The organism is Nonlabens ulvanivorans, from assembly GCF_000732625.1.
Classification (GTDB): Bacteria; Bacteroidota; Bacteroidia; order Flavobacteriales; family Flavobacteriaceae; genus Nonlabens; species Nonlabens ulvanivorans.
The window spans coordinates 1-16,259 of the sequence record NZ_JPJI01000032.1; the positions used below are offsets into that span (position 1 = coordinate 1).

The 16,259-nt window shown below is 37.4% G+C and carries 4 protein-coding genes; all 4 read right to left on the reverse strand.

The window, feature by feature from the left end; genetic code table 11:
- Positions 1-7,158: beta strand repeat-containing protein (locus tag IL45_RS07230; protein ID WP_152550765.1), on the reverse strand; the 7,158-nt coding region annotated here is incomplete at its 3' end.
- A gap of 483 nt (positions 7,159-7,641) precedes the next feature.
- The gene (locus tag IL45_RS07235; protein ID WP_036582216.1) at positions 7,642-7,947 is read right to left on the reverse strand and encodes a DUF3467 domain-containing protein; all 306 of its coding nucleotides are present in this window, start codon (positions 7,945-7,947) and stop codon (positions 7,642-7,644) included.
- Between the two features lies 1 nt (position 7,948).
- Positions 7,949-12,256, reverse strand: coding sequence for a DNA-directed RNA polymerase subunit beta' (gene rpoC / locus IL45_RS07240; RefSeq protein ID WP_036582220.1), 4,308 nt, complete (start codon positions 12,254-12,256; stop codon positions 7,949-7,951).
- 87 nt (positions 12,257-12,343) lie between these two features.
- Positions 12,344-16,156, reverse strand: coding sequence for a DNA-directed RNA polymerase subunit beta (gene rpoB / locus IL45_RS07245; RefSeq protein ID WP_036582221.1), 3,813 nt, complete (start codon positions 16,154-16,156; stop codon positions 12,344-12,346).
- Positions 16,157-16,259 lie beyond the last annotated feature (103 nt).

Below are 16,259 nucleotides of genomic sequence, written 5' to 3' on the forward strand. Positions count from 1 at the left end.
ATTGTCTGGAATCTCCAAGTAATCTGGTGTTCCATTCATATCAGCATCTGGAATCTCGTCTGCTGTTGGTATTAAATCATTATCATCATCAGTGTCTCTATAGTCTGGTTCATCTGTACCATCCGTATTGTTCAGCTCATTGGCTGGATCATTCGTTGCCGTAGCTCCACTTGGATCACTGTATGGATCTGTAGCATTTGCTGGATCAAAGGCATCATCAATACCATCGCCATCAGTATCGCCTACTTCTGTAGTATCTGCGATTCCATCATTATCTACATCATCTCCTTCGATACGATCGCTTACGCCATCATTATCACTGTCATCATCTAAGTAATCTGGAGCGTCTGTTCCATCTGTGTTCTCTGGTGTGATTCCTTCGCCACTTCCTGGAGTCGTCTCATAGGCATCATCCAATCCATTCATGTCACTATCTACACCATCTGGTGCTGTGTAACCTGGAGTGGTTTGTGCTTCTACGTTATCTGGAATACCATCATTGTCAGAATCTTGATCCAAAGAATTGATTAAACCATCACCATCATTATCACAAGCAGAGAAAGAAATATTAGCAATACTAAAGCCTGGCTCAGAACCTGGGTTGATTATAGAATCATCAGTAACATCAAAAATTATTTCAAAGGAATCAATAGGAACTGAAAACAGAACTCCAACAACCCCATCAGCGGAGCTAACTCCAGAAGGACTAACTGGATTTACTCCTAGGATAGTATTAGAAGAAATTATTTGACTACCATTAGCTATTAAATTAGGATATACAGCTGTTCCATTATTAAAACCAATTATAGTATATCTCTCCATACGTTGATTAGAACCTATCTCACCATCAACATCAAATAATTCAAAGCTAACTTTACTATATGCAACGTTATTAAAATCTACAGTATAAATAACATTACCAGTTGTACCCAATGTTGCTAAATCCACAGCAGAAATTAAAGTTTGAGGTGCAGTGGCTTGACCTCCTTGATAAAAACCGCCAATTATTGGTAAATCAACAGGAGAATTTAACAAAGCATTATTTGAATCTACAATAGATATATTAACATCGCGACCATCAATAACATAAGAATTATTAAGACTTCCAGAAGGCCAAGGAGACGTTGTCCAATCAAGTGTAGATACGTCAGTACATTCGTCTACATCAATAATACCATCATTATCATCATCAATATCTGCACTATCTGGAACACCATCACCATCTGTATCGTCAATATCTAAATAGTTAGGAATTCCATCGCCATCTTCATCATCATTGGTTGGATTACCATCATTGTTCGTGTCTTCACCTGTTCCTACCGTTGGTAAGCCATCATTATCATCATCGGTATCTCTATAATCTGGCTCGTCTGTTCCGTCTGTGTTGTTCAAATCCGTTGCTGGATCTGTAGTGGTTGGTGTTCCGTTTGGATCACCATAACCTGTCGTGTCTCCATCAAAGGCATCGTCTAATCCATCGTTATCTACATCGTTTCCACTTGGTACCGTGTCAGCTACTCCATCATTATCTACGTCAAAGCCTTCAATCGCATCTGGTACATTATCATTATCACTGTCATTATCTAAGTAATCTGGCTCGTCTGCTCCATCTGTGTTCTCTGGTGTGATTCCTTCTCCACTTCCTGGTGTTGTCTCATAGGCATCATCCAATCCATTCATGTCACTATCTACACCATCTGGTGCTGTGTAACCTGGCGTGGTTTGTGCTTCTACATTATCTGGAATCCCATCGTTGTCAGCATCTTGATCGAACTGATCGATAACACCATCACCATCACTATCAAAACTATCCACTACGCCATCGCCATTTGCATCATTAGCCGGAGTTACGTCTTGATAATTTAAAATTCCATCATTATCGGTATCACCAAATGGATCTACGCTACCATTCTCTACCGTATCTAAAATACCATCATTATCGTCATCGATATCAATAGAATCCACTATTCCATCACTATCATTATCATCACAAGCCATTGAATATGAAGCTTCAAGAAAATCATAGACACCGTTATTATCTACGTCATTTGGTTCAGAATAACCCTCAGAACCTTCTCCTGACGTAACTAATCCATTTCCATCTACAGTCTCTGGTGCTGAATTACCTAAAATGCCGTCTCTATCTGCATTCGCGAAAGCATCAATATAACCTGCCTCTAAGGTATCATTACAACCATCACCGTCTGCATCAGAATCCAAATAGTCTGGTATTAAATCTCCATCAGTATCTGGAGCATCTACGAAAGAATGAGAGGGATCGTTATATAAATTTATACGACATTCATCAAATCGAACGCTGTAAAAACGTTGAGACGCTGCCGTTGTATTCTTAGTTACCCCTATGGTAAAATTAAATTGAGATACTTCTCTTTTTTGAAAGAAAACTCTATACCTGTTATCTATATCAATAGGTTCAATAGGCGCACTACCAGAACCATCAGCTCTTAATTGAATTACGCCGGCTGCTAATTCTTGAGCAACTACCCTTGTAGGATTACCTATACTGTATCCTACTAGATTTTGCAAGCGATAGAATTCACGTACCGTACCATTACCGTTACTATCAATATCTTGAATAAATCCACCAACTCTATTTACAACAGCCGGTGTAGTAGTTCCTGCATTTACAAATCTTACCTGGAATGACATCGTTAAATCTCCTGTAGAACCATTTGCATAATTTAATACAGGTTGCCAAGCAAGGTTATCTGTAGCATTAGTATCTATATTATTAAGTGTAACTCCTGCACTACGTTGCGTTATTTCAATAATAGCATCAACACCAACCGTAGCAGTATTAAATCTATACTGAGCTCCAACAGAACCTGCTGTACCAGAAATCAAAGTTCCTCCAGTAAAGTCATAGGATTGTCCCGTACAATTAGCACCACCATTTTCAAAATCCGGAAAGAAGCCATAGCCTTCAGTTACATCATCTATACCGTCATTATCATCATCACGGTCTTCCTTATCTTTTATACCATCTCCATCTGCATCATCTGGAGCCGTTCTATCTCTAAAATCTACGTTACCACCTTCAGTTAAATCATTATCTGTATCTGGCAATTGTGAGGTTAAATTAATTGTCCCGTTAGGATCACCGTAACCTGTAGTTGTATCTATATTATCATCAAGTCCATCACCGTCTGCGTCATTATTTGCAAGAGCAAGAGCAGCCTCAGTAGTGTCATCAGTCCCTTGATTATCTGAATTGAGATCTAAATAGTCAGGATTATCTACATTATCCGTATTTACAGGCAAAATACCTTGCTCTTCACCGTAATCGTATGTGACCGGAAGACCATTGACTGTGACATCAGGAACACCATCACCATTTGAATCCAAAGGTGCCGTATAATCCCCTGTAGATTGTGCTTCATTATTATCTGGAATACCATCGCCGTCTGAGTCTAAATCTAAATGATTAGGTATGCCATCATTATCTGAATCAAGAACCGAACAGACTCCATCAGCATTTAAGCTACAGAAATCAGAATCTTGATAGTTAAGTATACCATCACCATCAGAGTCTACCGAAGGATCTCCAAGACCTTGTGACTCAACAGTATCTAAGATACCATCATTATCATCATCGATGTCTAAATTATCAAAAACACCATCACCATCTGTATCAATTGGAGGCATACAGGCATCAGCAATCCCATCATTATTAACATCAGGACCATCTTCTCTATAATCTAAGGTACCATTACCATCGATATCTACTGGAGTAGTAGCAGCATAAGAGGAAGCAACCACCAAACCATTTGCAGGATTTACGGTCGCAGGATCTGCACCGTATTGACCAGCATCTCCACCATCGGCATTTTGATCATTATAAGCCTCATTAGCATCAGAACATCCATCATTATCAGAATCTGTATCTAAATAGTCAGGATTATCTAAGCTATCAGAATTTGCTAATGTATAATTCACTAAACCACTATCCTCGTCACCAGTGTTTTGAACACTATCAGGAACACCATCCACACCTACTGGACCCGTCAATTGGCCGTTTGCATTAACTTGATCATGACCAGCTTCTACTGCATCGTAAATTCCATCATTGTCAGAATCTAAATCCAAACTATCAATTACTCCATCACCATCGCTATCCTTACAAGTGAAAACCTCTGTAACAATAAAGACTTTACCATCACCACCATCACCATTAATAGACGGAGAAACAGTTATAGATTTAATCACTGAACCAGCAGTTGCAAATTGTGAAAGCGGATACAATGCAATTCCAATTTCTTGACCTATTGAGGTATTTATGCCCGTTCCAATATAATCACTAGTTAGAACATCTAAGCTACCAATCAGTACTCCATTTGCATCAAATGCTTCTAAATTAAATCCATTATTTAAATTTCTTTCAGAGACCAAAATAAAAGACTCACCAGAAACTGGTATTGGCACATCATAAGTAAGTGTATAAAAATCAGAGTTCAATACAGAACCTGTCAATTCTTGAAAGTGATTAAAATTATTACTACGGAAGGCATTTAATATTATATTGTTCCAATTAGGATTAGAAATATTATTACCAGAAGCCCCAGTACCAGAACCACTAATTCCATTAAAATTTTCAAAAACTACTTGATCACTATTAGAAGCAAAACTTTCTGCATAAGCATCAGGAACAAGAAATTGCGAGTATTGAACTCCATTAATTGTAACAAAATTAAGGTCTGCATTATTCGAACCTCCGTTACCTGTAAAATCAAAAGAAGCATTCCCAGAGTTAATCGGACCAACAGTTACTGGAGTCTCAAAACACTCTACAGAATCTAGAATACCATCATTATCATCATCAAGATCTGCTTCATCAAATATTCCATCTCCATCAGAATCAATTGAAGACTCCGTATCCCTAAAATCAACATCTCCACCTCCATTAACATCACCGTCAGCATCTGGTAAACCAGAAGTATTATTTATAGTCCCATCCGGATCTAAATAATTATCAGAAGTACTATCAACAGCATCATCAAGACCATCATTATCACTATCAGAATTAGACAAGCTAACTCCTGCTTCGACAGTATCAGTAACACCATCGCTATCACTATCTGTATCTTTATAATCAGGAACACCATCCGAATCAGTATCAACAGGAACCAATCCTGTCGTACCATTATCATATGTATTCACCAACCCATCATTATCAGAATCTGTCAAACCGCCTTGAGCAGTAAAAGCTTGAGTGCCTTGAGCCTCGTTATTGTCCGGAATACCATCACCATCTGAATCTAAATCAAATTGATCAATAACACCATCTCCATCAACATCATATTGATCACTAACACCGTCACCATTAGCATCTACAAAATTTGGGTTAGCTGGCCCATCATCACCAGGCCCAGTGGTAGGGTCGAAGTAGTTAAATAGACCATCACCATCATCATCTCCTAAAGGATCTCCACCAGATACACCAAAAAGTTCGTCAACATCTGCAATACCATCATTATCATCATCGATATCTACGTTATCATCAATTCCATCACCATCCTTATCACAAGAAGGTAATCTTAAGGAAACAGGATTAGATTCTTGAACATACCCATAAAACCAAGTATTTATAACACGATCATTACCATAATCATCACAAAGCAAAACTGTATCAGTCCCTAAACCTCCAGGAGCAGCAGGCACATTTTGATTAGGATTAGAACCGTTCCAACCATGAGTAGGGCCCAATAGAGGATCTAACAAATCCACTCTCTGATAAGAACCTACAGTAATATTATTCCCATTACTATCATTTACATCATTACATGATCCAAAAGCTGCAAGACCTGAATCATCCCAATATAAGCTTTGAGTTGAAAAAGCAGGTGCGATAGCCTCAATTGACAATCCATCAACATTAAACTCTGCATCATACATTGGTAAATTAGTACGACCTCTAAAAGTAGTTACAGTCACACTGACATTCGTGTTCTCAGAAACAACAACTCCATTCCCATCTACACCATCCCAGAACAAAACTTTATCACCAGGCTGCTCTTCAAACGACTCAACAACTACATCTGCAGTATTTGGTTGATATCCAGCAACACCATTTAAATCTAAAAGAATTGCTATATCACCAGCAGCATCTAATTTATAAGGTATATAATATGCTCCTGGACATCCTAATATATTACCCGTCACCACTGGAGCAGCAACAGGAGTAGGAACAAATACATTTTGATCAGGCGAAGTAATAAATACCTTATAACCATTATTTAATCCAGGCGAGGTACTTGAAGGTCTATTAGTAGACATTCTAGAGGTAAGAAAGTCGTTAGCTGGATCAGCATCATCTTCAACCACACCAAATCTATTCATAGACAACTCATAAGCCAAAGGCCTAAAATCAGTAGCGAAATCGACCTTTACAATCACCCCATCATCAGTAAAAGCAAAAAATTCACCTTCAACCGAGGCATCCAAGCTTGGTGTTGGAACATCAGCAGTACCAGCGTTCCCATCAGCATCATCAAACAAATAAGCGATAAAACTCCATTTATCAGACCAAACCCTTCCTAAAATCGGACCAGCAATAGTTCCAACCGTAAAATCAAAATAAGGCATGAAAAAATTCAACTCATTTCCACTTGGAAAAACAAAAGGTGTAACACCACCATCGTCACTTACATAAATCTCGATATAAAAATCACCATCAGTCGATGGATCAAATATAAATGGATTGTAACCATTTGTAACACCACCAACTCCGTTAGGACCATTGAAGGCTTCAAGGTAGGTAGCAATATATCCTGAATCACCAGGCGTAGGATTATTATCATTAGCAGACCCATCATTAAATCTACCTTGCTGGACTAAAGTGTTAGATTCATCAAAAATCCTATAGTATGTAAATCGACCTATTGCCGGATTATTTAACGCCTCTAATCGTTGAAGTGAATTTAAACCAAAATAAAAGTTTTCATTTGCATTATCAACAATCGTAAACCTTATCCTATTAGAATTCGGCGCATTGAAATAAGAACCTCTAATATTATTAGTGATATAAAGAGCCGTACCATTAGTAGGTTCAACACCTGTAGCAGATGGCGTTACCTGTTTGGTTCCATCAGCATACAATAAATTACTAGAAAATAAAAGAAGTGAAAATGTAAAAAACAAAAATTTGAAAAACAAATTTTTGGAATTTTTTGGGGAGGTAAAAATGTCCATATATTGAAATACCTTGTTAAATTCATAAGTTACGACACTGTTTCTTGGGAGAATTCAGCGTGTACAGGCTGCAAAAATAAATCTATTGACACAGCTAGAGTGATTATATATATGAATTAAAAAAAGTATTCGTTTATTAACAATATTTCATCGTTAAATAGCACGTTCATTTTAAATCGTTTTGATAACAACTAAAAATAGATAGAATTAACATTAGTTAAAGCTATTAGCGGTGGTGATAAAACAAGAATAATAAAAATCAATTTAAAGCCTTTTAAACAACTTTAACACCGCGACAATGTAACGTATATCAATTTTTTCAATAACGCATTAAAAGAGTTTTGACAAACCCTCTTATTCAGTTATCATCAATAATACTTATTAATAAAATAGATAGAATAAAAAAGCCTGATGAAAACATCAGGCTTTTATTTACGCTTGTCCCGTAGGACCAAAATTTAACGGAATCGGAGGTTGTTCATAATCCTTGATATCACCATTAGCTTTTTCAAATTTTCGAACATTCTCGGCAAGAGCTTTTGCAAGTCGCTTAGCATGTTGCGGTGTTAAGACAATTCTCGATTTGACTTTACTCTTTGGATTACCAGGCATTATATTAACAAAATCTACAACAAACTCAGACATAGAATGATTTATAATAGCAAGATTACTATACTGTCCTTCCGCTATTTCTGCATCAATTTCTATATTTAATTTATTATGATCTTGTTTCTCCATCTTAATTATAATTAGGTGTTGGCTCTTCTTTAGACGCCATTAGTTTTTCAAATTCTTCCTTAGAACCTACAATTATATCATCGTAATTACGCATTCCAGTACCTGCCGGAATTCTGTGACCCACAATAACATTTTCCTTAAGACCTTCTAACGAATCAACCTTACCACTAACAGCTGCTTCATTCAATACTTTAGTCGTTTCTTGGAAAGAAGCCGCACTAATGAATGATTTAGTTTGAAGAGAAGCTCTCGTAATTCCTTGTAGAACAGGCTCTGCGGTAGCAGGAACAACGTCTCTAGCAACTACTAATCCTTTATCCTCACGACGTAATAAAGAGTTTTCATCTCTTAATTCTCTAGAAGAAATTAATTGACCTAGTTTCAGTGAATCTGAATCTCCAGCATCTTCTACTACTTTCATACCGTAAAGTTTATCATTTTCAACAATAAAATCTTCCGTATGAATTAGTTGGTTCTCTAAGAATACTCCATCACCTGGATCTACTATTCTTACTTTACGCATCATTTGACGTACAACTACCTCAAAGTGCTTATCATTTATTTTCACACCTTGCAAACGATAAACTTCCTGCACCTCATTTACGAGATACTGTTGTACAGCACTAGGACCTTTAATTGCAAGAATATCTTTAGGAGTAATTGAACCATCAGATAAAGGCATACCAGCTCTTACGTAATCATTTTCTTGTACAAGAATTTGATTAGAAAGTTTTACTAGGTACTTCTTAACTTCATCAGTCTTAGAAGTAACAATGATTTCACGATTACCTCTTTTAATCTTACCGAAGGCAACAACTCCATCAATCTCACTAACTACCGCAGGGTTAGAAGGGTTACGTGCTTCAAATAATTCTGTTACACGTGGAAGACCTCCTGTAATATCACCAGCCTTTGCAGACTTACGTGGTATTTTAACAAGGACCTTACCTACCTTAATTTTTTCCGAATCGTTCACCATTAGATGCGACCCAACAGGCAAGTTATAAGATATCTGTGTATCTCCTTTACTATCTACAATATGTAGCGTTGGAATTAACTTCTTATCTCTAGAGTCCGTAATAACTTTCTCTTCATAACCAGTTTGCTCATCCGTTTCAACTTGGAATGTTGTTCCTTGAATAATATTTTCGAATTTAATTTTACCCGCAAACTCGGAAATAATTACTCCATTAAATGGATCCCATTTAGCAAGAACATCTCCTTTTTTAACTTTAGAACCAGCCGTAGCATATAGCTCAGAACCATAAGGAATGTTATTTGAATTAAGCAACATCTTTGTTGCAGGATGAAGCACTTTAGCTTCTGCAGTTCTGGATATCACAACATTTACCGGATTACCAGTATTATCCTCGCTCTTAACCAGTTTAAGATCCTCAATTTCTAATATACCATCATGCTTAGCAACGATAGTATTTTCTTGAGAAACGTTACCTGCAACACCACCCACGTGGAACGTACGTAATGTTAACTGAGTACCAGGCTCTCCAATAGACTGTGCAGCTATTACACCTACCGCCTCACCACGCATCACTAATTTATTAGTTGCAAGGTTACGACCATAACATTTCACACAAATACCTTTCTTAGCCTCACAAGTTAATGGTGAACGCACCTCTACAGATTCTAAATCTGAAGCTTCAATTATATCTGCAATTTCTTCTGTAATTAATTCTCCAGCCTCAACTATAACAGTTTGTGTCGCCGGGTCGATAACATCGTGAAGAGCAACTCTACCTAGCACACGTGCACTAAGTTTTTCCATTACCTCTTCATTCTTCTTAAGTGCAGAAACATCAATACCTCTCAATGTCTCACAATCCTCCACATTTACAATTACGTCTTGAGCAACATCATGCAGACGACGTGTTAGGTAACCTGCATCTGCCGTTTTAAGAGCCGTATCTGCAAGACCTTTACGTGCACCGTGAGTAGAGATAAAGTATTCAAGAATCGATAATCCTTCTTTAAAGTTAGAAAGAATTGGATTCTCAATAATTTCTCCACCACCAGAGTTAGATTTTTTAGGCTTCGCCATTAATCCACGCATACCTGTTAACTGACGAATCTGTTCTTTAGATCCACGAGCTCCAGAGTCAAGCATCATAAACACCGAGTTGAAACCTTGGTTATCTTCTCTAATGTTCTTCATCGCTAATTCAGTAAGTTCAGCATTAGTAGCTGTCCATACATCAATAACTTGATTATATCTTTCGTTTTGCGTTATAAGACCCATACCATAGTTTCCGCGTATTGCATCAACTTTAGTATTAGCTGCATCAATCATAGCTTGCTTCTCATCTGGTATCATAATATCACCTAAAGAGAATGATAATCCACCACGGAATGCAAAACCATAACCCATGTCTTTAATTTCATCAAGTAAAGCTGCTGTTCTCGGTACATCAGTTACTTTAAGAATGTCTCCTATAATATCACGTAATGCTTTTTTAGTAAGTACTTCATTGATATACCCAGCTTCATCCGGTACCGCTTGATTAAATATCACACGACCAGCTGTTGTCTCTATAACCTCCGCTTTGTAAGAACCATCTGGTTGTAGTAAGTCAATTCTACACTTAACCGGCGCATTAATATCAACACGCTTTTCATTAAATGCAATTACTAATTCTTCAGGACCATAAAAAGTTAATCCTTCACCTATAACTTTATGCTCTGGCGTTGAACGACGTAGCTTAGTCATGTAGTAAAGACCCAAAACCATATCCTGAGACGGTACAGCAATAGGGCTACCATTTGCCGGATTTAATATGTTATGAGATGCAAGCATCAATAACTGACATTCTAATATAGCCTCAGGACCTAACGGTAAGTGAACAGCCATTTGATCTCCATCAAAATCGGCGTTAAATGCAGTACACACTAATGGGTGTAATTGAATCGCCTTACCTTCAATCAACTTTGGCTGGAATGCTTGAATCCCTAACCTGTGAAGTGTAGGAGCTCGGTTTAGCATAACTGGATGTCCTTTAAGAACATTCTCCAAGATATCCCAAACTACTGGCTCTTTTTTGTCTATAATTTTCTTTGCAGATTTTACAGTCTTAACGATTCCACGCTCTATAAGCTTGCGTATAACGAAAGGTTTATAAAGCTCTGCAGCCATATCTTTAGGAATACCACACTCATATAATTTAAGTTCTGGTCCAACTACGATTACAGAACGAGCAGAATAATCCACACGTTTACCTAATAAGTTCTGACGGAAACGTCCTTGCTTACCTTTTAATGAATCTGATAAAGATTTAAGAGGTCTGTTTGAATCTGTTTTTACAGCACTAGACTTTCTAGTATTATCAAGAAGTGAATCTACCGCTTCTTGTAACATACGTTTCTCATTACGCAAGATTACTTCTGGAGCTTTTATCTCCATCAATCTTTTCAAACGATTGTTACGTATGATTACACGACGGTATAAATCATTTAAATCTGATGTCGCAAAACGACCACCATCAAGTGGTACTAGAGGTCTTAATTCTGGCGGTATAACCGGGATCACTTTCATGATCATCCATTCTGCCTTATTTTCTCTTAGAACGTTAGATTCCTTAAGAGCTTCTACTACTTGCAGACGCTTTAAAGCCTCAGTCTTACGTTGCTTAGATGTTTCATTATTTGCCTTATGACGTAAATCATAAGATAATCCCTCTAAATCGATACGTTGCAATAGATCGATAAGACACTCTGCACCCATCTTTGCAATAAATTTATTAGGGTCAGAATCTTCAAGATATAAATTCTCTTGAGGAAGACTATCTAAAATATTAAGATACTCTTCTTCCGTAAGAAATTCTAATTTTTGAACTGGTTCGCCTTCTTCATTCTTTGCAATACCTGGTTGAATCACTACGTAGCGTTCGTAGTAGATAATCATATCAAGCTTCTTTGAAGGAAGCCCTAAAAGATAACCAATTTTGTTAGGAAGACTACGGAAATACCAGATGTGCGCCACAGGCACAACAAGGTTTATATGTCCAATACGGTCACGACGTACTTTCTTTTCAGTCACCTCTACACCACATCGATCACATACGATTCCTTTATAACGTATGCGCTTATACTTTCCACAGGCACACTCATAATCCTTTACAGGACCGAAAATGCGCTCACAAAAAAGTCCGTCACGCTCAGGTTTGTGCGTACGGTAATTAATCGTCTCAGGTTTCAAAACCTCACCTTTAGACTCTGCGAGAATAGATTCTGGTGATGCGAGACCGATTGAAATTTTTGAAAATTTCTTCTGGGTTGGGGCGTCTTTATATCTAGCCATAATTATGGTACTATTTTTAGTTAAAGCTGGTGAGAGTTATGATTACGCTTTCGCGAAAGCGTAATCATAAAAACCACCGTTAAAAAATTAATCCTCAAGTCTTAAATCTAATCCTAGACCTTTCAACTCGTGCATTAATACATTAAATGATTCTGGAAGACCAGGTTCTGGCATAGGCTCACCTTTTACAATTGCCTCATAAGTCTTAGCACGTCCTATAACGTCATCAGACTTAACTGTCAAGATTTCACGTAGAGTACTAGATGCTCCATAAGCCTCGAGTGCCCATACTTCCATCTCACCAAAACGTTGACCTCCAAACTGTGCTTTACCACCAAGTGGTTGCTGTGTAATCAATGAATATGGTCCGATAGAACGCGCGTGCATCTTATCATCTACCATGTGTCCTAGTTTCAACATATAAATCACACCTACTGTTGCAGGTTGATCAAATCTGTCTCCAGTACCACCATCATATAAGTATGTATGACCGAAACGTGGTATACCTGCTTCATCAGTATAAGCATTAATCTGATCTAAGGTTGCTCCATCAAAAATAGGAGTAGCAAAAGTTTTACCTAACTTCTGTCCAGCCCATCCTAAAACGGTTTCATAAATCTGACCAATATTCATACGAGAAGGTACCCCAAGTGGATTCAATACGATATCCACAGGTGTTCCATCTTCAAGGAAAGGCATATCCTCTTGACGTACTATACGTGCAACAATACCTTTGTTACCGTGACGACCTGCCATTTTATCTCCTACTTTTAGTTTACGCTTTTTAGCGATATACACTTTAGCAAGCTTGATAATTCCTGCAGGAAGTTCATCTCCTACAGAGATGGTAAACTTCTCACGACGTAATGATCCTTGAAGATCATTTTCTTTAATTTTATAATTGTGAAGTAAATCAGCAATCATCTCATTAGTATCTTTACTTGTAGTCCAAGTACCTGAAACTAAGTGAGTATAATCATCAACTGAATGCAACATCTTAAGTGTATACTTTTTACCTTTAGGAAGAACTTCCTCTCCTAAATCGTTAAATACACCTTGCGAAGTTTTACCACTTACAATTTCGAATAATTTTTCAATTAAACGCTCTTGAAGATTATCAAATTTAGATTGGTAAGCCTGCTCTAATTTTGCAATATCTTCTTTATCCTGAGCTCTTTTTCTCTTATCCTTTACGGCTCTAGAGAATAACTTCTTGTCTATAACAACACCACGTAATGAAGGTGAAGCTTTAAGTGATGCATCTTTTACATCACCTGCTTTATCTCCAAAAATAGCGCGTAGTAGTTTCTCCTCTGGTGTAGGATCCGATTCTCCTTTAGGAGTAATTTTACCTATCAAAATATCACCAGGTTTAACCTCTGCACCGATACGAATCATACCTTGCTCATCAAGATCTGCCGTTGCTTCTTCAGAAACATTTGGAATATCTGGCGTAAGCTCTTCATTACCTAACTTAGTATCTCTAACATCTAAAGAATACTCGTCAACGTGTATAGAAGTAAAAATATCTTCACGAACTACTTTCTCGGAAATTACAATTGCATCTTCAAAGTTATAACCCTTCCAAGGCATAAACGCCACTTTCATATTGCGTCCTAAAGCTAGTTCTCCAGCCTCTGTAGCATACCCTTGACATAAAACCTGACCTCTATTAACTCTATCACCTTTTTTAACAATAGGTTTTAGTGTTATACTGGTTCCTTGATTCGTTTTACGGAATTTAATAAGATTATAAGTTGTTTCCTCTGGCTCAAAGCTAATTGCTTTTTCACGATCTGTTCTATCATATTTAATACTGATGTGTTGAGCATCAACATAAGTTACTTCACCATCTCCTTCTGCATTGATAAGAACTCGAGAATCCGTTGCAACCTGTCTCTCTAAACCGGTACCTACTATAGGTGCATCCACTCTTAAAAGTGGTACAGCCTGACGCATCATGTTTGATCCCATCAAAGCACGGTTTGCATCATCATGTTCTAAGAAAGGAATTAAAGAAGCTGAAATAGAAGCTATTTGGTTAGGTGCAACGTCAGCATAAACAACCTCTGTCGGGTCTATTACTGGGAAGTCACCTTCCATACGAGCAATTACCTTATCCTGATCTATTTTACCCTTACCATCTAACGGTAAGTTCGCTTGTGCAATATGCATTCCTTCTTCTTCCTCAGCACTTAAATAAGTAGGCTCCTCTTCAAGGTTTACTACTCCATCTTTAACTGAGCGATATGGTGTCTCAATGAATCCCATACTATTCACTTTAGCAAACACAGCTAAAGATGAAATCAGTCCGATATTTGGACCTTCAGGAGTTTCAATAGGACATAATCTACCGTAGTGAGTATAGTGAACATCACGAACCTCAAATCCAGCTCTCTCTCTCGAAAGACCACCAGGTCCAAGTGCAGATAACCTACGCTTGTGCGTGATTTCAGCAAGTGGATTAGTTTGATCCATAAATTGAGATAACTGATTTGTCCCAAAGAAAGAATTAATTACAGAAGATAATGTCTTCGCATTAATCAAATCTATAGGAGTAAATACTTCGTTATCTCGAACATTCATACGCTCACGAATTGTTCTAGCCATACGCGCTAGCCCAACACCAAATTGTTGTGAAAGTTGTTCACCAACAGTTCTAACACGACGATTTGATAAGTGATCAATATCATCAATCTCTGCTTTAGAGTTAATTAACTCAATAAGATATTTGATAATGGTAATGATATCTTCTTTGGTAAGCACTTGCTTATCCATCGCAATATCAAGACCTAATTTCTTGTTCATTCTATAACGACCAACTTCACCTAAGTTGTAACGTTGATCAGAAAAGAACAATTTATCTATAATACCACGAGCTGTTTCCTCATCAGGCGGCTCAGCATTACGTAGTTGTCTATATATATGTTCTACAGCCTCTTTTTCAGAATTTGTAGGATCCTTTTGTAAAGTATTATGAATAATTGCGTAATCTGCAGACTGATTATCTTCTTTATGAAGTAAAATAGTTTTTGCCTGAGACTCCATAATCTCATCGATATGCTCCTTATCTAAAACCGTATCACGATCAAGAACAATCTCATTACGCTCAATAGAAACAACCTCACCAGTATCTTCATCAACAAAATCTTCATGCCATGTTCTTAAAACACGAGCAGCTAATTTACGGCCAAGATATTTTTTTAAACCAGTCTTTGAAGCCTTAACTTCTTCTGCAAGATCAAAAATACCTAGGATATCTTTATCTCTTTCAAAACCAATTGCACGGAAAAGGGTTGTTACAGGTAATTTCTTTTTACGATCGATATAAGCATACATAACGCTATTAATATCAGTCGCAAACTCAATCCATGAACCTTTGAAAGGAATAACACGAGCTGAGTAAAGTTTAGTTCCATTTGCATGGAAAGATTGACCAAAGAAAACTCCAGGAGAACGGTGTAATTGAGAAACTACTACTCGTTCAGCACCGTTAATAACAAATGTTCCAGAAGGAGTCATGTAAGGAATGGTCCCTAGATAAACGTCCTGAACAATCGTTTCAAAGTCTTCATGCTCTGGGTCAGTACAGTATAATTTAAGACGTGACTTTAAAGGCACGCTATAAGTTAAACCTCTTTCAATACACTCTTGAATAGAGTATCTAGGAGGATCTACGAAGTAATCAAGAAACTCCAATACAAATTGATTGCGAGTATCTGTAATTGGAAAGTTTTCCATGAAGGTGTTATAAAGACCTTCTACTTCTCTTTTGTCGGATTTCGTTTCTAATTGAAAGAAATCTTGAAAAGATTTAATTTGGATATCTAGCAGATCAGGATAATCTGCTTTAGTTGTTACCGTCGAAAAATTAATTCTCTCTGTGTTTGTTGCCAGCATCAATGCACGGTATTAAAGGTTAAAAAAAGCGTTATCGATGACGTCTCATCTTTATACGCAAAATGGTCTAAACCTGTGAGCCTTGCTCACAGGTTTAAACCGA

Excerpts from the sequence above, each read along its gene's own strand:
- IL45_RS07235 (WP_036582216.1), bottom strand. The coding sequence starts at position 7,947 with ATGGAGAAACAAGATCATAATAAATTAAATATAGAAATTGATGCAGAA.
- rpoC (WP_036582220.1), bottom strand. The coding sequence starts at position 12,256 with ATGGCTAGATATAAAGACGCCCCAACCCAGAAGAAATTTTCAAAAATT.
- rpoB (WP_036582221.1), bottom strand. The coding sequence starts at position 16,156 with ATGCTGGCAACAAACACAGAGAGAATTAATTTTTCGACGGTAACAACT.